Below are 21043 nucleotides of genomic sequence, written 5' to 3'. Positions count from 1 at the left end.
TTCCTTAATATTGTAGCATAGACTTATACTATATACAAAACTTTTTGGCTTTTACCATATTTAGTTAAAGCAGATATATTTAGATGTACTCTCTAATTTTTTTAACATCTGATTTTTAACTATAATATCTTTTTCATCATTACTTTTTATTAAAGCTTTAGCCTGATTATTTGCCTCTTTAAGAATGCTTGAATCTTCTAATGGATCTGATAAGATAAGTCCACTATCACCATGTTGCCTAAATCCAAACATTTCTCCACTACCTCTAATTTTTAAATCCTCTTCTGCAATATAAAAACCGTCATTGCTCTTTTGCATTACTTCTAACCTATGTTTAACCGTCTTGCTCTTTATTTGTGCTATCAAAAAGCAATACGACTTATGTTCACCCCTTCCAACCCTTCCGCGTAACTGATGAAGTTGTGATAGTCCAAACCTTTCTGCATTCTCAACTACCATTACCGTGGCATTGGGGACATTTACTCCAACCTCAATTACAGTAGTTGAAACAAGTACATCTATGTCTCCGTTTTTAAACTTTAACATTATTGCCTCTTTATCTTTAGCTTTCATTTTTCCATGTATCATTTCCACAGTATTTTTCTCAAAATATTTACTTCTAAGTTCATCCACTAGTTTACTTACTGAATTTAATTGAAGTTTTTCATTTTCCTCTACAAGTGGACACACAACGTATGCCTGCCTTCCACTTTCAATTTCTTTAAGTATGAACTCATAAACCTTATGACTTTCTTTCATATCTGTAAAATGAGTATCTACCTTTTTTCTTGTAGGTGGTAGTTCATCGATTATTGACACATCAAGATCCCCATACAAATATAGTCCTAGTGTTCTTGGAATTGGTGTAGCCGTCATAACAAGAATATCTACATTATTGCCCTTGTTAAAAAGCTTGCTTCTTTGCATAACTCCAAACCTATGTTGTTCATCTGTAACAACCATTCCTAGATTTTTAAACCCAACATTATCTTCTAAAAGTGCATGTGTTCCAATTATTATATCGATATTTCCTTCTGCTAATTCAGTTTTAATGTTATCTTTTTTCTTTTGAGTTAAACTTCCAGTTAAAATTCCTATATTTATACCAAATTCATTTAAAAGTTTTTTAGCTTCTTCAAAATGTTGATTTGCAAGAATTTCTGTTGGAGCTAGCAGCACTGCTTGATATCCATTTTTAACTACATTAAACATTGCTATTAATGCAACGATAGTTTTTCCACATCCTACATCACCTTGAACCAATCTGTTCATTGCTATCGGTTTTTTCTCATCAATTAAAATTTCTCTTATAGTCCTGTTTTGAGCATTTGTTAAATCATACGGCAATTTTTCTTTTAGTTTTGTAAGTTCTGGTGCAATCTTGTACGCAATGCCCTTTTTCCCCATGTTTACATAATCCCTAAGTATAAGAACCTTAAGTGAATATGTAAATAGTTCTTGAAATTTCAAACGTCTTCTTGCTTCATTTAATTCCACAATATCCTTAGGATTATGGATACATCTTATTGCCTTATCAAGAGAACAAAATTTATTTCTTTCTATTACCCACTTAGGCAAATTTTCTTCAATGTTAATTTGACTTAGTACATTATTAATAAGCTTAATTAGATATGTATTTTTAAGAGTTTCTTTAAGTGGATATAGTGGCAATAATTTATTATCACCCATCTTTTCATCATTAACTACTATAGGGGAATCTATGCTAAACTCACCTTTAACTATATTTATTTTACCCATAATAACATATTCCATGTCAGGTTTAAAGTTTTTAAATATATATGGCATATTAAACCACGTACCTCTAAATAAATTATTTCCATCAGTAAATAAAAGCTTCGTTATAACCTTTCCATTTCTACTTCTAAAACTTCCTTCATTCTTAATAAATCTACTCCTTATAATAACCTTTTCACCTTTATCAAATTCTTTTATATTACTGGAACATAAAACTTCATCATAATCTCTTGGAAAATACAGAATTAAATCAATAACTGAAAAAATCCCACATTTTCTTAATAGTTCTCTAGACTTTTCCCCAACACCTTTTATTACACTTACATCACTATATATATCCATAGACTCACTCCAATAATTAATTTTAGCCATATAAATAAAAAAAGCCCTAAGGCTTTTTTTATTCTACTGAAACTATAAAAGAATACAAAGGTTGTTTACCACAATTACTTTGAACATCAAAATCCTCATATTCGCTCTCTAATCTCTTAGTTAAGGAATTAACTTCTTCTTCGTTTAATCCTTCACCATAATAAATGGATATAAGTTCACTTTCATCGTTAACCATTTCTTTTATTAAATCATAACATATTTCATAAGGATTTTCTCCAACTTTAGATATTTTTCCTTCTATTAGCCCTAGTATGTCCCCAGCTTTTATCTGTACTCCATCCATTTCAGTATCTCTTACAGCATAGGTTACTGAACCACTAGAAACCTTATCTATTGATTCTAACATATTTTTAGTATTAGCCTTTTCTTCATCATTTACATTAAATTCTGTCAAACATGTGATTCCTTGAGGTATAGTCTTAGTTGGAATTACAATGACATTTTTTTCAGAAAGTTCTGCCGCTTGATTAGCTGACATTATTATATTTTTATTATTTGGAAGAACATATATGTTGTCTGCTTCTAATTTATTTACAGCACTTAATATGTCTTGTGTACTTGGATTCATGGTCTGGCCACCTTCTATTACACAATCAGAACCTAAATCTTTAAATATTTGAACAAGACCTTCTCCAGCTGCCACAGACACAAATGCATACTTTTTATGTTCTTCAGTTTCTATTTCCTTATTAACTTGCTCTTCTATTGGATATTCATTTTCTAAAATATGTCTATGTTGTTCTCTCATATTATCAATTTTTATTTTAGAAAGTTCTCCTAATTTTAACGCTTTAGAAAGTACAACTCCCGGATCATTTGTGTGTATATGCACTTTTACTATATCATCAACATTTACTACAATCATTGAATCGCCAATCTTAGCTAAATCATTTTTAAAGTTAGATATGTCATCTACTTTTGCTTTTATAAAAAATTCCGTACAATAACCAAATTTTATATCTGCATCATCAGTACCATCATGTACAGTACTAGTTTGCTTATCTTCTACCTTATCAGTTAATTCTATATCCATATCGTTTTTTAAAGCTTCTGTCATTCCCTTAAGTATGATTAAAAGTCCAGTTCCACCTGCATCAACAACTTTTGCTTTTTTTAATACTGGAAGCATTTCTGGTGTTTTATCTAAAACCTCTTCACTATAAGCACAAACTTCTTCCATTAATTTAACAATGTCTTCTTCTGTGCTGCTAGCTGCCTTATCTCCAGCTGCCTTTATTATTGTAAGTATAGTTCCTTCAGTTGGTCTCATTACTGCTTTATATGCTGCTTTACTGCCTTCTACAAGGCAGTTTGAAACTTCACTTGCATCTGCAGTATCTAAGTTTTCAAGCCCCTTAGCTATACCTCTTAATATTTGTGAAAGTATAACTCCTGAATTTCCTCTTGCACTCATAAGTGCACCTTTAGATAATTTTTTTGAAATATCACCAATAGATAAATCTTGCATACCTGAAATTTGGGATACCGCACCTCTAAAAGTCATAGACATATTTGTACCAGTGTCACCATCTGGAACAGGAAAAACATTCAACGAATTTACAAAATTCTTTTTTTCCTCTAATTCATTACAAGCATTAACTACCATATTATAAAATCTACGACCATCTATATTTAAGTGTTCCAATTCTTTACCTCCTGCTTTCTTTAGGTCATGAACAGTCGTTCATTGTTAAACCTAATTAGACTCTAACTCCCTGCACATTAACTGTAATGCTTCTAGCTTTGAGTCCTGTATAATTTTCTACATTATATTTTACCTTTTGTATTATGTTATTTGCTATTACCGAAATTTTTGTTCCATACTCTACTATAATGTATAATTCTATGTTAAGATCATCATCTTTCGAATTTATTTTTACACCTTTACTTAGATTCTCACCTTTTATTAATTCCCAAAAACCTTCACTAGCATTTTTAGATGCCATGCCTACTACACCATAACATTCCATAGTAGAAATGCCTACAATATTTGCAAGAACATCAACCGAATAGTTAATGGACCCATTTTCATTGGATATACCCATTTTCTAACGCCTCCTCATTCTTTTACCTTAAGAACATTTTATATTATATTTATAAATAATTCAAGGAATTTAAGCTAATCATCATATTTAGTCATATCTACATTTTTTACTTGCATACTTGACACATTCTATGATAAAATATTATTTGTGCTAATTGTGAAGTTAATACTTCGTTTTAAGGAGGTGTTTTCAATGTCAAGAAAATGCGATGTATGCGAAAAAGGATTGGTTGCTGGAGTTCAATATAGTCACTCACACCGTCAGTCAAAAAGAACTTGGCTTCCTAATATAAAAAAGGTAAAAGCTATTGTTTCTGGTACACCAAAAACAATACATGTATGTACTAGATGCCTACGTTCAGGCAAAGTGCAAAGAGCTATATAAGATAAAAAATGCAGTTGTATGAACAATTGCATTTTTTATTTTTTTACTTAGATATTTATTTTTTAGTAAAAAATCTAATTATTGAAGATAAAAATCTTGGAAGTTTAAATGCAACAATCTTCATAAAATCCCTCCTAGCGGCCTTTTGAATGTTCAATTAAATGCCATCCCCAAAAAATAAGTCCTGCACCAACTGCCATAATCCATCCCCAAATGGGAACAATAAAAACTAGAACAATACCAATACCAATAGAGGCAACTGTTATTCCCCAAAAAAATTTTGAGCCTTTTTTTATTTTCTTTGTCACTTTATTACCCCCATTATTAATCCAATAACATTATATGCTTAATGTTTTTTTTTAAGCACATAGTTATAAAATTAATAATGATTTTTATTTAATCATTTGATTTAATAAGCAATATTATTCCACTATCAAAGGTTATTTTCACTGGATTTTTTGTACATTCATTTGATACCGTTCTCGGATCTCCAAATGATAAGTCGTAATTATGTAATGGATATTTTGCTCCATTTATTGATAGGTTTCTTACATTTTCTCCAAATGCTTGTAGAGAAAATGTCTGTCCCTCTTTTTCATTAAATTCAAAGCTTTCACTATGTATAGATACCTTGTTATTTTCATCAACTATAACTGCCTCTATTCTAGCCTTTTTACATTTATATAGGAGACCCAAATTAGCTAACGTATGGTCTAATCTAGTTCCGGTAGCCCCAAGTAAAACTAATTCCTTAGGTTTAAGTTTTATGGCCTCTAATACTGCAGCTTCTGTATCTGTGAAGTCTTTTTCCGCCTTAAATCTATTTATTTTACAATTTTTTTCTTCATAATATTTCAGAACCTCGTCACTAATTGAATCAAAATCTCCCAAAATTAAATTTGGCATAATGTTATGTTTATATAGAGCATCAGAACCACTATCTGCACTTATTATGTATGTGTCCTTATCTATATATTTTTTTATTGTAGCTTCCTTAGGTTGTTTACCACCCGAAACAATTAATACTCTCATATTTAAAAGCCTTCTTTTAATAAGCTTATATTTTCTTTTATTTTTCCGTCTCTAAATACTGCTGAACCTGCCACTATAACATTAGCCCCAGCATTAATTACACTTTTAACATTACTTTTATCAATACCGCCATCAACTTCGATCATTATATCCTTATTATGTTTTTTTGAAAGTTCCTTTACTTCCGTTATCTTATCTAAACTATAAGCTATAAAACTTTGTCCCCCAAAGCCAGGATTAACTGACATTACCAATATCATATCAACTTCACTTACCAAATATTCAAGCACACTTACTTTAGTTGATGGATTTATAGCAACCCCAACTTTTTTTCCTAAACTCTTTATATATTTTATTGCTCTGTCTAGATGAACTTCACTTTCATAATGAATAGTTATAATATCTGCTCCAGCATCTGCAAAATCCTTTACATATCTTGAAGGAGTATCAATCATAAGATGTACATCAAAAGTTAATTTTGTTAAATTTCTTATTGCCTTAATCACAGGTATTCCAAAAGATATGTTAGGTACAAAGTTTCCATCCATTACATCAATATGAACCATGTCTACTCCATGTTTTTCAAGAGACTTAATCTCCTCTCCAAGTCTTGCAAAATCAGCGGACAATATAGACGGTGCTAATTTTATCATTTCCATTCCCTCCTGTTTTGTATTTCTTCTAAAGTTTTTACATAAAAATCGTATCTATTTTTGTTTATTTCGTCCTTTAGCACAGCTTCTTTTACTGCGCACCCAGGCTCTTTATTATGCATACAAGTAGAGAACCTACAATCATTTTTATATTCATTAAACTCAGGAAAACAATTTTGTAAATCTTCCTTTTTTATATCAGAAATATCAAGTGATGAAAACCCAGGCGAATCTGCTATATATCCACCTTTAATTTCTATAAGTTCACAATGCCTTGTTGTATGCTTTCCTCTCTTTAGTCTCTCACTTATATCTCCAGTTTCCATTGCGTTTCTACCTAAAATACTATTTAAAATTGTAGATTTTCCTACACCTGAAGGTCCACATAATACTGTTATATTGTTATGCAGTTGTTCTTTAATTTCTTCAATACCTTCACCTTGTTTTGCCCTTGAACATATCACTTTATAACCAATACTATTTACAAAGGCTATTTTTTCTTCAAGTTCTTCTTTTGAAACCAAATCAATTTTATTGAAACAAATTATAACCTTCAATCCCTTAGCTTCACATTGAATTAAAAATTTATTTAAAAGATCTGTGCTAAAATCAGGATTTTTTACAGCAAAAACTATAATAGCTTGTGTTACATTTGCTATTGCTGGTCTTATAAGACTGCAACTCCTAGGTAAAATATCCATAATAAAACCTTTCCCATTTTGGACATCAAACTCTACTTTATCACCTACTAATGGGGAAAGTTCATTATGTCTGAACTTTCCCCTTGCTTTACATTCATATATATCTTCGTCTACTTTTACGTAATAAAATCCTGCAATGCCTTTAACAATTATTCCTTGCATTGGCCCTCCCTTTAGAACATCTATTTTGATACTGTATTATTTGTATTGTTTGTATTGTTTGTATTGTTGCCTGCAGGTGGAACATATTTATAAATTGTAACAGTTACTGTAGTCCCTTTTTGCTGCTTACCAGTTTTATCTTGAGAAGCAACTTTACCATCCTGTGTACTGTCATTAGTAGTTTTTGTTCCACCAACGCTCATAGAAACTTGTGCCTGTGACAATGCACTTTGTGCATCACTTTGTGTCATCCCAACAACACTTGGCACAGTAACCGTATTATCCACATATTGGTAAACCGTAATAGTTACTACTGACCCTTGTTTTATTTTACTTCCTGCTTGTGGGTCCTGAGATTGTACCTTGTTATTAAGAGTGTTATCTTGCGTTTGAACGTAAGATATACTTGGATTAAGACCTGCTGCACTGATTGCTGCAGCTGCCGCATCCTTATCCTTGGTAGAAACATCTGGTACTGTGGACATCTTTATCTTAGGTCCAGTACTTACTATTAAATTAATAACACTATCTTTGTCTGCTGCTGAACCATCTTTTGGATCCTGATCTATTACATATCCATTTTGTACTGAATCGCTACTTTGCTGTGTTACTGTACCAACTTTAAATCCAGCTGCTTGTATTGCTTGTTTTGCACTATCTAAATCCATTCCTTCAAGTGTTGGAACTGTCGGTTGATCTGGTCCTGCACTTATGTTAACCCTTACCTCACTCCCACTAGCCACATTACTGCCAGCGCTTGGAAAACTTTCAATTACAGATCCCTTTGCCTTATCACTGTTTTTAGTTTCTGCAACAGTAAACTTAAGTCCTTTTGATTCAATAAGTTTTTTAGCATCTGCTTGCTGCATGCCAACTATATTTGGTACTGCCACAGTTGTTTTACTTGTAGAACTAGGGCTATTACCAAGAGCTGAGGTATAAGCAATAACTCCTATTGCTCCAACTACAATAATTGCAAGTATTACTGCTATTAGTGTTTTCTTTTGTTTTGACAATGAATTTTTCTTACTTCTTGGTTCTTTTGAAGCCTTATCAGCTTCATCATCCGATTCTAAATCATCTACTTCAGCATTTTTAGGTTTAACAGCATTATTAATATCATTTATTTCATTTTCTCTAAACAAGGTTGTTTCATCTATTGGATCCATTATTCTTGTAAATTCATCCTGCACAGATTTTTTTTCAACGTTCAGATTATTACTAAAATCGTCCAAACCTTCAATAAACTCTTTAGCAGTTTGAAATCTTTTATATGGTTCCTTTGCAATAGCTTTTAATACAATATTGTTTAATGCCATTGGAACCTCTGGATTTAAATTTCTTGGTGGTACTGGTGGTTCCTGAATATGTTTTAAAGCTACAGCTACTGGTGTTTCTCCATCAAAGGGTACTTTACCCGTTAACATTTCATACAAAACTATTCCTAACGAATAAATATCTGTTCTTGCATCTACGTAAATTCCTTTTGCCTGTTCTGGAGAAATATAATGTGCTGATCCCATAACTTTGTCTGTACTCGTTATAGTAACAGAATCTGTGGCTTTTGCTATACCAAAATCAGCAACCTTCAATACCCCTTCTTTTGTAACTAATATATTGTGTGGTTTTATATCTCTATGTATAATATTATTTCTATGGGCACAAGTTAACGCACTAGCAATTTGTCTACATTTACTTACTGCATCCTTATATTCTAATCTGCCATTTTCATTAATAATTTGTTTAAGAGTTTTTCCATCTATAAACTCTTGAATAATATAGTTTACATTACCCTCTGTTCCAATATCATATATGTTTACGATATTATTATCCGAAAAGCTTGCTGCTGCATAGGCTTCTTTTTTAAATTTTTCAACAAATTCAGCATCTGAAGAGAACTCGTCCTTTAGTACTTTTACTGCTACAAATCTATTGAGAATGTGACATTTTGCCTTGTAAACCATGGCACTGCCGCCCTCTCCAATTTTTTCAAGAATTTCGTATCTATTGTTAAGCATAGTTCCTACTTCAATCATCATTACACTTCCCTTCAAAAATGATAACCGATATGTTATCATTGCTGCCTTTCAATTTGCTTAACTCAATAAGCTTCTCGCAGGCTTCTTTATTATTATTTTTAGTTGCAATATCATATATTTCACTTTTCGTTACTGAGTTACTTAAGCCGTCACTACACAATACAACTTTCTTAATATCTTCTAAATTTAATTTAAAAATATCTACCTCTACTGAATTGTTAGTTCCTAAGGCCCTTGTTATTATGTTTTTATTAGGATGATTAATTGCCTCTTCTTCTGTTATAGTGCCTGCATCAACTAATTGCTGAACTAGAGAATGATCCTTTGTAACTTTCTCTATAAAATCCTTTTTAACAACAAAACAACTACTATCTCCAACATTAGCAACAAGCATTTCTTTATTACAAATAAGACACGCTGTTATTGTTGTTCCCATACCTGACATGGCTAGATTCTCTTCAGATTTTTCAAAGATTTTTTCATTTGCAAATTTTATTGCCTCAGTTAAAATCTCTCCAGGATTGTTAAATTCTTTTTCTTTGTTTACATAATCAATTGTAGATTCTACAGCAATCTTACTAGCAATTTCCCCAGCATTATGTCCTCCCATTCCATCTGCCACAATGTATAGTCTTTTTTTATCATCCTCAATTAAACCTACAGAATCTTCGTTAAGTTTTCTAACAAGGCCAATGTCAGATAAAATTCCAACCATGCTAACACCCCTCTTCTAAACTATTTATATAGCTCTTCCTAAGTTGACCACAAGCAGCATTTATATCACTACCCATTTCTTTTCTCACAGTGTTATTTATACCGAAAGAATTCAAAATATTACTAAAATCATCTAATCTTTTATTTGAAGGTTTTTGAAAATTATTTTCGGTTACATTATTAACAGGTATTATATTTACGTGACACAATAAATTTTTCACCAATCTACCTAGCTCATTTGCGTTTTTCTCATTATCATTAACATCTTTAACAAGTGCATATTCAAAAGTAATTCTCTTACCTGTTTTTTCTATATAATAATTACAAGCATCCATAAGTTCCTTAATACTATATTTATTTGCTATTGGCATAATTTCTTTTCTCTCATTATCCGTCGGTGCATGAAGAGAGATTGCAAGTGTTATCTGAAGCTTTAACTCTGCTAATTCATATATTTTAGGTACTATTCCACAAGTTGAAAGTGTGATATGTCTTTGGCCTATATTTAGCCCATATTCGGCATTTGAAATTTCAAGAAACTTTATTACGTTGTCATAATTATCTAGTGGCTCCCCACTACCCATTAAAACAACATTAGAAATTCTTTTTTTAACAATATTTTGTACTTTTATTATTTGTGCTAAAATTTCACCAGATGTTAAATTTCTTAACATTCCTCCAATTGTAGAAGCACAAAATTTACATCCCATTTTGCAACCAACTTGAGTTGATACGCAAATTGAATTTCCATAATCATATTCCATTTCAACACATTCTATAATGCTTCCATCATTGTATTTAAATAAAAACTTTTTTGTATGACTGTCAATAGAATTATATACTTTAATTAATTCTGGTATTCCTACATAAAAAGCTGCGTTAAGTTTTTCCTTGATACCTTTAGGAATATTGTTCATATTGTCAAAAACAAATACTTCCTTGTATATCCAGTCAAATACCTGTTTTGCTCTAAATTCTTTTTCTCCATTTTCACTCATCCAAGATTTAAGTTCTTCTAAACTATAATCTAGTATATTAATCACATTAACACCTACCAAGTTTTCTAAGCTTACATATAAAAAATCCATCCATATACTTATTAGGTAATATTGTAACGGATCCATTTTCATTATACATTATATTATCTTTTTCATCAAAACATAATGTTTCGACTATAAATTCCTTATGCGTACTTAAAAACCACTTTATATTTTCTTCATTTTCTTCTTTATTAAGGGTACAAGTTGAATACATTAAAATACCATTTACTTTAACATATCTGCATGCAGCTTCCATTATTTTTTTCTGAATATTAATTAAACTTCTTAAATCTTTTGAAGTTTTATTCCATTTAATTTCTGGTTTCTTTCTTATTATTCCAAGACCTGAGCATGGTACATCTATTAATACTCTATCTGCTGTTTCCTCGTATTCTTCTTTAAAATTACTACTATCAAGCTCAGTTAGAGTTATATTGCTTAACCCAATCCTTTTAGCACTATTTTCTATAAGTTTTAGTTTGTTTCTATGAATGTCAAAAGCTTTAACTTCGCCTGTATTATTCATTATTTCAGAAATGTGTGTTGTTTTTCCACCTGGTGCGCTACACATATCAAAAACTTTCATATCTTCTTCAAGTTCCATGGAAGATGCTACAAGCATTGCACTTTCATCCTGCACAGTTATGTAACCTTCATTAAACAACTTATTGTCCTCAATGTTTTTACCTTTTATTATAGTAACAGCCTCACTAGCAATATATCCTTTTTCAGCCATAAATTCGGCTTCTTTAAGTTTTTTTAGAACCTGTTCTGTATTCGTCCTAATTACATTAGTCCTAAAAGATATTGATGGAACTTCATTACTTCCCCTCATAATATCAATTGCTCTTTCTTTTCCATATTGCTTTATGAAAAGTTTTGACATCCATGGCTCAAAAGAATATTCAAAACAAAGTTTTTCCATTTCATTGTCTTTAACAAAATTAACATCCTTATTTCTCAAATAATTTCTTAGAACACCATTTACAAATTTTGAAGCACCAACCCCGTTTGATTTTTTTATTATATCTACAGCTTCATTTACTGCTGCAAATTCAGGTATCTTATCTAAATATTTTATTTGATATATAGAAATTCTAATCATATTAAGTACTGAAAGGTCTAATTTTTTAAAATCTTTTTTTATAAAATATGCCAATATCTTATCAATAGTATATTTATACTTTAAAGTTCCATAAACTATTTCTGTTACAAGTCCTCTGTCTTTTTCATTTAAATTAGATTCGCTTATGCACCTATTTAATAATATATTTGAATATGCCTCTTTACCACCAGTAACCCCATCTAATACCGTTAAAGCTATTTCTCTACTTTTTTTCATTAACTTACCTCAATTTCGATTTTATTCTCTTCTACTTATACCAATTAATCTTATCAGCTGGGAAATTGCCATTAATGCCGCTGCTACATACGTCATTGCTGCTGCATCTAAAACTTCTTTAGCTCCTTTAAGTTCCTCAGCATATAATATATTTCTATTTTCTAAAATTCTTATAGCTCTTTTTGATGCATCAAATTCTACTGGCAAAGTTATGAGCTGAAAAATCACAACAGCAACAAATAAAATTATCCCAAATCTAATAATATAAGGACTGCCTAAAAACATACCCAGTATTAATATTATCCATGAAGCATTAGAACTAAAATTTACAGCAGGAACAATAAAGTTCCTAATTTCTAGAGGAGAATAGTGTTCTTTATGTTGAATTGCATGACCTGACTCATGTGCTGCAACACCTATGGCTGCAACTGAATTACTATGAAAAACATCTGGCGATAACCTCATTACCTTGTTTCTTGGATCATAATGATCAGTTAGCTTTCCAGGAATCACTTCTATTGGAACATAATTCAAACCATTTGCATCTAGAATTATTCTTGCAACATCAGCACCTGTATAACCCTTTGTATTTCTAATTCTAGAATATTTATCAAAGGTACTGCTTATCTTACTCTGTGCCCAAAATGATATAATTATAGCTGGAATTAACAAAACAAAGGATCTATCAAAAAACATTCTAACACCATCCTTTTATTATTTTAATCTAATCCAAGTATTGTTTCTAACTCTATACTGTTTCCTCTTAGATAATCTTCAACTTTCATAGCTTTTTTACCTGGAAATTGAATCTCTTTTATTAGAAGATTACCATGACCACACGCAACTAGTATTCCCTCTTTATCCACTTTTAACACTGTTCCTGGAGTTCTTTTTGCTTCTACACTAATAGCTTTTGCTTTGTGTATTTTCATTGTATCATTTTTATAGGTTGTATATGCTAAAGGATGTGGATTTAAGCCTTTTATTAAATTTTCTATTTCTTTACTGCTTTTGTTCCAAACTATTTTTCCAGTTTCCTTGTTTAACATTGGCGCATAATTTGACAAATCACCATTTTGTTTTTCAGGAACTATTTGTCCCTTAGAATATTTATTTATAGTTTCTACAAGAAGTTTTGCTCCGCTATTCATAAGTATGTCATGAAGATCTCCTGCCGTCATATCCTCTGTTATTTTAAATTCTTGTTTTAAAAGCATATCTCCTGTATCAATTCCAACATCCATAATCATAGTTGTGTTTCCTGATACAATTTCACCATTTATTATAGCCCAGTTTATTGGTGCAGAACCTCTTAATTTGGGTAAAAGTGAAGCATGAAGATTTACACATGCATATTTGGGAATGTCTAATATTTCTTTTGATAAAATTTGTCCATATGCAACAACTATTATAAAATCAGGTTCTAATTCCTTAAGTTTTTCTATCATTCTAGTTTCATTTTTTATTTTATTTGGTTGATAAACTGGTATATTATTTTCTATTGCAACTTCTTTCACCGCAGAAAATGCTAATTTTTTTCCCCTGCCCTTTGGTCTGTCAGGCTGAGTGAAAACAGCCTGAACATTATAATTCTCTATCATACTTTTTAAAGCTGGTACTGAAAAATCTGGAGTACCCATAAATACTATATTCAAATTCTTATTCAGCTCCCTTTTTTGACTTATCTATAAATAAAACTCCGTCAAGATGATCTATTTCATGGCACATAGCTCGTGCAAGTAGCTCTTCACCCTCAATTATTATTTCCTCGCCTTTTTCATTTAATGCCTTTGCCTTAACGTAATTTGGTCTTTCAACCTCCTCTTCCCTACCTGGAATGCTTAGGCAACCTTCCTCATCTAATTGTGAGCCACTTGTTTCAAGTATTTCAGGATTTATTAAAACTATTGGACCTTCACCCACATCTATTACTACTAACCTCTTTAATATACCAACCTGTGGTGCAGCAAGTCCAACTCCGTGAGCTTCATACATAGTTTCTTTCATATCTTCTATTAAAGTTAAAATTCTTTGATTTATAACCTCTATCTTCTTACTTTTTTTCCTTAGTATATCGTCACCTAAAGTTCTTATATTTCTTAATGCCATTTCAAAATTACCTCCTATTAATTGTAAATCTATAACAAACTAGTTGGATTTACATCCATACTTACTCTTATATTATTATAATCAGTTTTTATGCTATCATAAACTACTTTTTTTATATTACATGAAAATTTATAATCAAAATTTCCTTTTATTATAATTTGCCATCTATACATTTCCTTTATTTTTGAAATTGAACAAGGGCAAGGACCCAATATTTTAATATTACTATATTTTTGTAATATATTTTTTAATATTACGCCAATATTTTGTATATTTTTTATTAATAAATTTTCGTATTTACTACTTAAATTTATTAATAATATCTTTTTAAATGGCGGATAGTCCATTAAGTCTCTCATCTGTACTTCTTCTTTATAAAAACCTAAATAATCATTTTTAGCGGCTGCTATTATAGCACTACTAGTTGGGCTATACGTTTGAACAATTACTTTACCTTCCTTGCTTCCCCTGCCAGCCCTACCAGAAACTTGATTTATTAGTTGAAAAGTTCTTTCGTTAGCTCGATAGTCTGGAAGATTTAGGGATAAATCAGCTGCTATAACTCCAACTAAAGTTACATTTTTAAAGTCTAATCCTTTCGCAACCATTTGTGTTCCTATCAAGATGTCTGCTTCTCCATTCTTAAAGATGTTGTAAATATGTTCATAAGAATTTTTTGCTCTAGTAGTATCATAATCCATTCTTAGAGTTTTTGCATTTGGAAATTGTTTCCACACTTCTGCTTCTATCTTTTCAGTTCCTACTCCAAAGTATTTTACATAATGACTTTTACATTGCGGGCAAGAGGATGGCAAATTTCTTATTTCTCCACAATAATGGCAAATAAGTTTTTTGCTTTCACTATGGTAAGTTAACGCTATATCACAATGTTCACATCTAAAAACATAGCCACATTTGCGGCAGGATACAAAAGTTGAATGACCTCTTCTGTTTATAAACAGTATTATCTGTTCTTTTCTCTCTAAAGCAATACTTATATTTTCTTTTAATTCTCTACTAAACATAGATTTATTATTATTGATAAGTTCTTCTCTCATGTCTACAATATTTACAGTAGGAAGTTTTGCTCCGTCTGCCCTATTGTTTATTTCTATAAGTTCAATATCACCATTTTTACATCTATAATAAGTTTCTATAGAAGGTGTTGCCGATCCCAACACCAATTTGCAGTTTTCAATTTCACTTTTTATTATAGCCACATCTATTGCATTATATTTTGGGGTTACATCAGACTTATAACTAAGTTCATGTTCTTCATCTATAATAATAATCCCTAAATTTTTAAATGGCAAAAACAATGCCGATCTTGCACCTACTGCAACCTTAACCTTGCCAGACTTTACTCTTAGCCACTCATCATACCTTTCACCATCTGAAAGCCTACTATGGAAAACCGCTATTTCTTTACCAAATCTGCCTTTAAACCTCTCAAGCATCTGGGGTGTAAGTGCTATTTCTGGCACAAGTACAATGGCTTCTTCACCTTTATTTATAATCTTACTAACTAAATTCATGTATATTTCTGTTTTTCCACTACCAGTAACACCATGAATAAGAAATTTGTGTGTTTTTTCTTCCATTATTCTATTTACCGCTTCAGTTTGATAAGCATTAAGCTTTTTTTCTCCATAGCTCTCATAAATTCTCTCATTGTATCTATCTACTACTTTTACATTGTAATCCAAAAATTCATGTTTTACTAAAGTGTTTATAGAAGAAACAGAAATATTAAATTTTTTACTTATCTCATTTTTTGTATATTTACAATCATTGTCCTGTACAATGTTAAATATATCTTTATAAGGTTCTTTATCATATTTATCTGTCAATTTATTTTTTATTGAAAGAACCTTGTTCATTTTATGTTTCATACCTCTTGTTATACCTGTGGGCATTATTAATTTAATACAGTCAAGGTAAGTACACATATATTTCTCACGCATTATATTTATAAGTTTAATATCCTGCTCTCTTATTATTGTAAAATCATCGCATATTTGTGAAATTTTTTTAAGCCTACTTATGTTCTCACACCTATCAAATAACTCAACTATAAATCCATCTATTATCCTATTCCCCATACCAAATGGAACTTTAACCCTTAATCCTACTTTTATACAAGCTCTCATAGATTCTGGAATTTCATAAGTAAATGCCTTATCTACCTTTGAAGATTCATTATTAATAATAACTCCTGCATACTTAAACACTAAATCACCCTTTTACATAGCAAAATGCCTTATAGAAACAAAAAAGCGCATTTAGCGCTTTTTGCATAGTAAATTAAATAATTCTCTAGCTACCAATTTTTTCGGCATCTTATCCAATGTATATGAATCACCATACTTACTTAAAATGGTAACTAAATTATCATCACTTGAAAATCCTGTATCCTTTTGCGTAATATCGTTAGCAACTATATAATCTAAATTTTTTTTCTTTATTTTCTTTGTAGCATTTTCAATTAAATCATTACTTTCAGCAGCAAATCCAACTAAAATTTGATTTGTTTTTTTCTCACCAAGAGTTTTAAGAATATCTCTGCTTCTTTCAAATTCAATTGTCAAATCATCTTCTGATTTCTTAATCTTTTTTTCAGAATAAACTTTAGGTTTATAATCTGCAACAGCCGCAGCTTTTATTACAATATTACTATCATCAAAATGTTCTAAAACAGAATTATACATTTCTTCAGTAGTATTTACATTAACAATGTTAAGACCAAATGGCGCTTTTAACTCACAAGGTCCAGATATAAGTGTTACTTCTGCTCCCCTGTCTCTTGCCTCTTCTGCAATAGCATAGCCCATTTTACCTGAAGAGTTGTTACCTATGAACCTTACTGGATCCACTGGTGCAACTGTTGGTCCTGCTGTTACAAGAACTTTTTTACCTTTCAGATCTTTTATATCATAAAGCATGCTAGTTACATATTCAGCTATATATGAAGTATCTGGTAGCTTTCCTTCGCCATTGTCTCCACATGCAAGTCTTCCACTGTCAGGATTAATAAATGTATATCCAAATCCTTTAAGCTTCTCTATGTTAGCTTGCACAATTGGATTTTTGTACATGTTTGTATTCATTGCCGGTGAAAAAACCACTGGAGCCTTTGTCGCCATTATAGTTGTAGAAAGCATATCATCAGCTATACCATTAGCCACTTTACCAATTACATTTGCAGTAGCTGGAACAATAAGCATCAAATCTGCTTTTTTAGCTAATGAAATATGCTGAATTTCCCATGCCTTTGGTTCATCAAACATGTCTTTAATAACCATATTTTGACTTAAGCTTTGAAAACTAAGTGGCGTTACAAATTCGCATGCAGATTCAGTCATTATTACATGTACGTCAAAATTTTTTTTCTTAAGACGACTAACTACATCTAATGCCTTATAAGCAGCAATACCGCCACAAACACCTAAAACAACTGTTTTTGATGACATTTTATTTTATTCCTTCCTCTGTATCTTCAAATTCAAACTTAAATTGATCTTGATCAAGTTCGTTAATTGCTATTGTAAGTGGTTTTGTTACGTCACTATCTATAAGTGGTCTTGAACCTGAAATTATTTGTCTAGCTCTCTTAGCTGTAATAACAACTACTGAATATCTGTCTCCTGCTTTTTTAACTAAGTCTACTACTGATGGATTAATCATAGAATTGTTCATGAAGTAAACCCTCCTTCGAATCTAATATTTTGTCTTTCATTCTATCTACTCTACATCTTTCTGCAGATATTATGCTTTCAATTTTACTCACTGCTTCTTCAACTGTATCATTTATAACCGCATAGTTATATTTTGATACGTAATTAACTTCTTGGTAAGCAGATTTGAATCTTGTTACTAAAGACTCAGCTGTTTCGCTTCCTCTTCCTATTATTCTATTCCTCAATTCTTCCATAGATGGCGGTAAAATAAAAATAAATACTCCCTCTGGATAGTTTTCTTTTACTTTCAAAGCACCTTGAATATCTATCTCTAATATTACATCTTCCCCATTTTCTATCTTTTCTATAGCAGCAGATTTTGGAGTTCCATAAAAATTGCCATAAACTTCTGCATATTCTAAAAAATCATCATTTTTTATCTTGTTCTTAAATTGTTCTCTAGTTATGTAATGGTAGCTTTTGCCCGATATTTCTCCTGCTCTTGGCTGTCTTGTAGTAGCTGAAACTGATAGCCAAAACTTTTGTCTATTTAATAATGCTTTGCAGATTGTACCTTTTCCAGCTCCTGATGGGCCTGATAAAACTATTAAGAGACCTTTATTCTTCATTATTCTTCAACCTCATCTATATTATCTTCTTCCTTAGAAGATAATCTATTTGCCACAGTTTCTGGTTGAACAGCGGAAAGTATAACATGATCACTGTCTGTTATTATAACAGCTCTAGTTCTTCTTCCATATGTTGCATCTATGAGCATACCTCTATCACGTGCCTCTTGTATTATTCTTTTAATAGGTGCAGATTCTGGACTAACAATAGCAACTAATCTATTAGCTGAAACTATGTTTCCAAATCCTATATTTATTAACCTTATGCCCATCTTTTTCCTCCTAAAATTACTCTATATTTTGGATTTGTTCTCTAATCTTTTCAATGTCATTTTTTATATCTAAGACTAGATGAACTATGTTTACATCACTTGCTTTAGATGCAATTGTGTTTGCTTCCCTATTCATTTCCTGAACAATGAAGTCTAGTTTTCTTCCTACTGGTTTTGAAATTTCTATACTTTCGCTTAACTGTGAAATATGGCTTCTTAGTCTTACAATTTCTTCATCAATACAAGCCTTATCGCTAAATATTGCAACTTCCATAGCAATTCTATTTTCATCAATTAAATTTTTGTCTGAAATAAGCTCATTTATCCTATTATTTAGTTTAACTTTATAATTGTCAACTAAATTTCTTGATTTATCATCTATAGAATCAACTAAAACCTTAATATCAGTACATTTTTTTTCAATATCACCTTTAAGTGATTCTCCTTCTCTCCTCCTCATTAATATAAGAGTATCCAGAGCTTCTTTCAATGGTTTCTTTAGCACTTCCCAAATGTCCTCAACATCTTCATCTTTCTCTTCTACAGTTATCACATCTGGAAACTTTGAAATCAAAGAAAGTGAAATATCATCTTTAATATTATATAGTTCTCTTATTTCATTTAGACATTTAACATAACTATCACACAAATTTTTATTAAAAAGTGCTTTAGAATTTTCTGTTTCTAAAACTGTCTGAGTTATATAGATATCTACCTTTCCTCTGCTTATACTACCTTGAACAGCTTTTCTTATTCTATCTTCAAGTGCTAATAAGCTCCTTGGCATTTTAATATTTAAATCTAGATATCTATGATTTACACTTTTAATTTCAACTGTAAAGTTTCTTGATTTAGATTCACAAAATGCTCTACCATATCCTGTCATACTACTCATCATAGTAAATCATCCTTCCATATATGATGCCAACAAATTTATACTTTTTATTATACATATATTATAGATATAAATTCAAGTATAATGTTTTGCCATTACTGATTATAACACATTTTTTTAAAATTTATAGGACTTTTCTTTATTAATATACAAATATCATAATTTAAACCGTAATACAAAGAAATTGCTAAGCAAGGACTAAAGAATTTTATCATAGCTAAAGCTATATAAAAAGATTAAATAATAACAGTCTTTAAAGGAATGGAGTCTGTTTTGTTTTAATTTCGCACATAATATTACAATTAATGCTATAATTAGCATGCAGCTAGGTAATGATTTATACACACCTGTAAATTGTTGATAATAAAAGCAATAGTGAATTATGAAAGTTTGGATTTAATCAGCATATTGGATTTGAAGTGAAATATATAATGATGAGAGGAAATGTACTTTTGGAAATTACAATTTTAATTGTCCAATATTTAGTTATTAGAAAATATTCCAAAGGACAATTCTTAGACTCAATAGAACTTAGTTATGATGAACACAGTGTAAAATATGTATATAAAGGAGTATGTGTAGGATTAACAGGTACTATATTAATATACCTAACAACAGTTTTAATGCATATTAGTTTTTATGAAGGTACTGGCTTCAAATTTTATGAATCAAAAATAGTCTTATCATTTATAATTAGCATGTTTATTAGAGCCTTTTTTGCAGGGGTTTGTGAGGAAGTCTTTTTTAGAGGAATTTTACTTAATTATTTGACTAAATATAAAGGAAAAACATTTGGAATTTTAATAAGTTCCTTAATTTTTACAATGTTTCATTGTAGTAGGTATACGGGCATTTATTAGTTGTCTTCTGTTCTACTTTGCGGTATTGCCTTAGGATATCTTTATATAAAAACAAAATCGTTATATATATCAATATGATTACATCTTTCAACAGACTTTTTTATGAATCTTGTAAGTCTAAAAGGCCAACCCAGCCTTTTAATCTTAGGTATTAATTCAAGATTTAGTGTAGATTATTTAACTCGAACTCTTTTTATATTACTTGGAGTTTCATATGTAATTTTACTTTTTATTTTATTTCTTATAGGCAAGCTTAGTTATAAAAAGATAATACTCAATAAAACAAAATGACCTATTTTAAAATTTAATATCTATTTAACACGATTTCAAAACATATTTCT

The 21043-nt window shown here is 30.6% G+C and carries 22 protein-coding genes; 2 read left to right on the top strand and 20 right to left on the bottom strand.

The features are described from left to right. Nucleotides 1-60 precede the first annotated feature (60 nt). Genes recG through B8978_RS06665 form a run of 3 tightly spaced genes read right to left on the bottom strand, consistent with a single transcriptional unit; the run spans nucleotide 61 to nucleotide 4193 of the window. Nucleotides 61-2097 carry an ATP-dependent DNA helicase RecG gene (gene recG, locus B8978_RS06675; RefSeq protein WP_084114866.1) on the bottom strand — a complete coding sequence of 679 codons (2037 nt, stop codon included), beginning with the start codon at nucleotides 2095-2097 and terminating at the stop codon, nucleotides 61-63. A 58-nt stretch (nucleotides 2098-2155) separates the two neighbouring features. Beyond that, nucleotides 2156-3793, bottom strand: a complete 1638-nt coding sequence (locus B8978_RS06670; protein ID WP_084114865.1) for a DAK2 domain-containing protein — start codon at nucleotides 3791-3793, stop codon at nucleotides 2156-2158. Between the two features lie 55 nt (nucleotides 3794-3848). Beyond that, on the bottom strand, nucleotides 3849-4193 hold the full coding sequence (locus B8978_RS06665) for an Asp23/Gls24 family envelope stress response protein (protein WP_084114864.1): 345 nt from the start codon (nucleotides 4191-4193) through the stop codon (nucleotides 3849-3851). A gap of 192 nt (nucleotides 4194-4385) precedes the next feature. Here B8978_RS06665 and rpmB point away from each other — a divergent pair, with 192 nt between their 5' ends. Further along, the gene (gene rpmB / locus B8978_RS06660; protein WP_084114863.1) at nucleotides 4386-4577 is read left to right on the top strand and encodes a 50S ribosomal protein L28; all 192 of its coding nucleotides are present in this window, start codon (nucleotides 4386-4388) and stop codon (nucleotides 4575-4577) included. A gap of 134 nt (nucleotides 4578-4711) precedes the next feature. Here rpmB and B8978_RS19770 read toward each other — a convergent pair whose 3' ends face one another. The 17 genes from B8978_RS19770 to B8978_RS06580 form a co-directional block, all read right to left on the bottom strand. Beyond that, nucleotides 4712-4885, bottom strand: a complete 174-nt coding sequence (locus tag B8978_RS19770; protein WP_176212628.1) for a hypothetical protein — start codon at nucleotides 4883-4885, stop codon at nucleotides 4712-4714. A gap of 88 nt (nucleotides 4886-4973) precedes the next feature. Further along, a complete protein-coding gene (locus B8978_RS06655) occupies nucleotides 4974-5609 on the bottom strand; it encodes a thiamine diphosphokinase (protein WP_084114862.1) in 636 nt (211 codons plus the stop codon). Between the two features lie 2 nt (nucleotides 5610-5611). Next, complete coding sequence (rpe, locus tag B8978_RS06650; RefSeq protein ID WP_084114861.1) at nucleotides 5612-6262, bottom strand: ribulose-phosphate 3-epimerase; 651 nt, start codon at nucleotides 6260-6262, stop codon at nucleotides 5612-5614. Beyond that, the gene (gene rsgA / locus B8978_RS06645) at nucleotides 6259-7125 is read right to left on the bottom strand and encodes a ribosome small subunit-dependent GTPase A (protein WP_084114860.1); all 867 of its coding nucleotides are present in this window, start codon (nucleotides 7123-7125) and stop codon (nucleotides 6259-6261) included. The genes rpe and rsgA overlap by 4 nt, the downstream gene beginning before the upstream one ends. Nucleotides 7126-7145: 20 nt before the next feature. After that, a complete protein-coding gene (pknB, locus tag B8978_RS06640) occupies nucleotides 7146-9164 on the bottom strand; it encodes a Stk1 family PASTA domain-containing Ser/Thr kinase (RefSeq protein ID WP_242950498.1) in 2019 nt (672 codons plus the stop codon). Further along, on the bottom strand, nucleotides 9154-9879 hold the full coding sequence (locus tag B8978_RS06635) for a Stp1/IreP family PP2C-type Ser/Thr phosphatase (RefSeq protein ID WP_084114858.1): 726 nt from the start codon (nucleotides 9877-9879) through the stop codon (nucleotides 9154-9156). Before B8978_RS06635 ends, pknB begins: the two co-directional genes overlap by 11 nt. Before the next feature lies 1 nt (nucleotide 9880). Then, entirely contained in the window at nucleotides 9881-10921 is a 1041-nt protein-coding gene (gene rlmN / locus B8978_RS06630; RefSeq protein WP_084115102.1) for a dual-specificity RNA methyltransferase RlmN, read from the bottom strand. 1 nt (nucleotide 10922) lies between these two features. Beyond that, nucleotides 10923-12260 (bottom strand): 16S rRNA (cytosine(967)-C(5))-methyltransferase RsmB, encoded by a 1338-nt coding sequence (gene rsmB, locus B8978_RS06625; RefSeq protein ID WP_084114857.1) that lies wholly within the window; start codon nucleotides 12258-12260, stop codon nucleotides 10923-10925. 21 nt (nucleotides 12261-12281) lie between these two features. Further along, on the bottom strand, nucleotides 12282-12956 hold the full coding sequence (locus tag B8978_RS06620) for a zinc metallopeptidase (protein ID WP_084114856.1): 675 nt from the start codon (nucleotides 12954-12956) through the stop codon (nucleotides 12282-12284). Between the two features lie 23 nt (nucleotides 12957-12979). Beyond that, complete coding sequence (gene fmt / locus B8978_RS06615; protein ID WP_139795991.1) at nucleotides 12980-13915, bottom strand: methionyl-tRNA formyltransferase; 936 nt, start codon at nucleotides 13913-13915, stop codon at nucleotides 12980-12982. 4 nt (nucleotides 13916-13919) lie between these two features. Beyond that, on the bottom strand, nucleotides 13920-14369 hold the full coding sequence (def, locus tag B8978_RS06610; protein WP_084114855.1) for a peptide deformylase: 450 nt from the start codon (nucleotides 14367-14369) through the stop codon (nucleotides 13920-13922). A 29-nt stretch (nucleotides 14370-14398) separates the two neighbouring features. After that, nucleotides 14399-16600: a primosomal protein N' gene (priA, locus tag B8978_RS06605; RefSeq protein WP_084114854.1), complete on the bottom strand. Its 2202-nt coding sequence runs from the start codon at nucleotides 16598-16600 to the stop codon at nucleotides 14399-14401. A 51-nt stretch (nucleotides 16601-16651) separates the two neighbouring features. After that, on the bottom strand, nucleotides 16652-17839 hold the full coding sequence (gene coaBC, locus B8978_RS06600) for a bifunctional phosphopantothenoylcysteine decarboxylase/phosphopantothenate--cysteine ligase CoaBC (protein WP_084114853.1): 1188 nt from the start codon (nucleotides 17837-17839) through the stop codon (nucleotides 16652-16654). A 1-nt stretch (nucleotide 17840) separates the two neighbouring features. Beyond that, a complete protein-coding gene (gene rpoZ, locus B8978_RS06595) occupies nucleotides 17841-18065 on the bottom strand; it encodes a DNA-directed RNA polymerase subunit omega (protein ID WP_084114852.1) in 225 nt (74 codons plus the stop codon). After that, entirely contained in the window at nucleotides 18046-18675 is a 630-nt protein-coding gene (gmk, locus tag B8978_RS06590) for a guanylate kinase (RefSeq protein WP_084114851.1), read from the bottom strand. The genes rpoZ and gmk overlap by 20 nt, the downstream gene beginning before the upstream one ends. After that, entirely contained in the window at nucleotides 18675-18947 is a 273-nt protein-coding gene (gene remA, locus B8978_RS06585) for an extracellular matrix/biofilm regulator RemA (RefSeq protein WP_084114850.1), read from the bottom strand. The genes gmk and remA overlap by 1 nt, the downstream gene beginning before the upstream one ends. 16 nt (nucleotides 18948-18963) lie before the next feature. Further along, a complete protein-coding gene (locus tag B8978_RS06580) occupies nucleotides 18964-19845 on the bottom strand; it encodes a YicC/YloC family endoribonuclease (protein WP_084114849.1) in 882 nt (293 codons plus the stop codon). A 416-nt stretch (nucleotides 19846-20261) separates the two neighbouring features. Here B8978_RS06580 and B8978_RS06575 point away from each other — a divergent pair, with 416 nt between their 5' ends. After that, nucleotides 20262-20702 carry a CPBP family intramembrane glutamic endopeptidase gene (locus B8978_RS06575; protein ID WP_207651874.1) on the top strand — a complete coding sequence of 147 codons (441 nt, stop codon included), beginning with the start codon at nucleotides 20262-20264 and terminating at the stop codon, nucleotides 20700-20702. The last annotated feature ends 341 nt before the right edge of the window (nucleotides 20703-21043 follow it).

This window comes from Clostridium acidisoli DSM 12555, assembly GCF_900176305.1.
GTDB classification, from domain to species: domain Bacteria; phylum Bacillota; class Clostridia; order Clostridiales; family Clostridiaceae; genus Clostridium_I; species Clostridium_I acidisoli.
The sequence above is the reverse complement of the archived record's forward strand: the minus strand, read 5'-3'. Positions and strand labels throughout refer to the sequence as shown.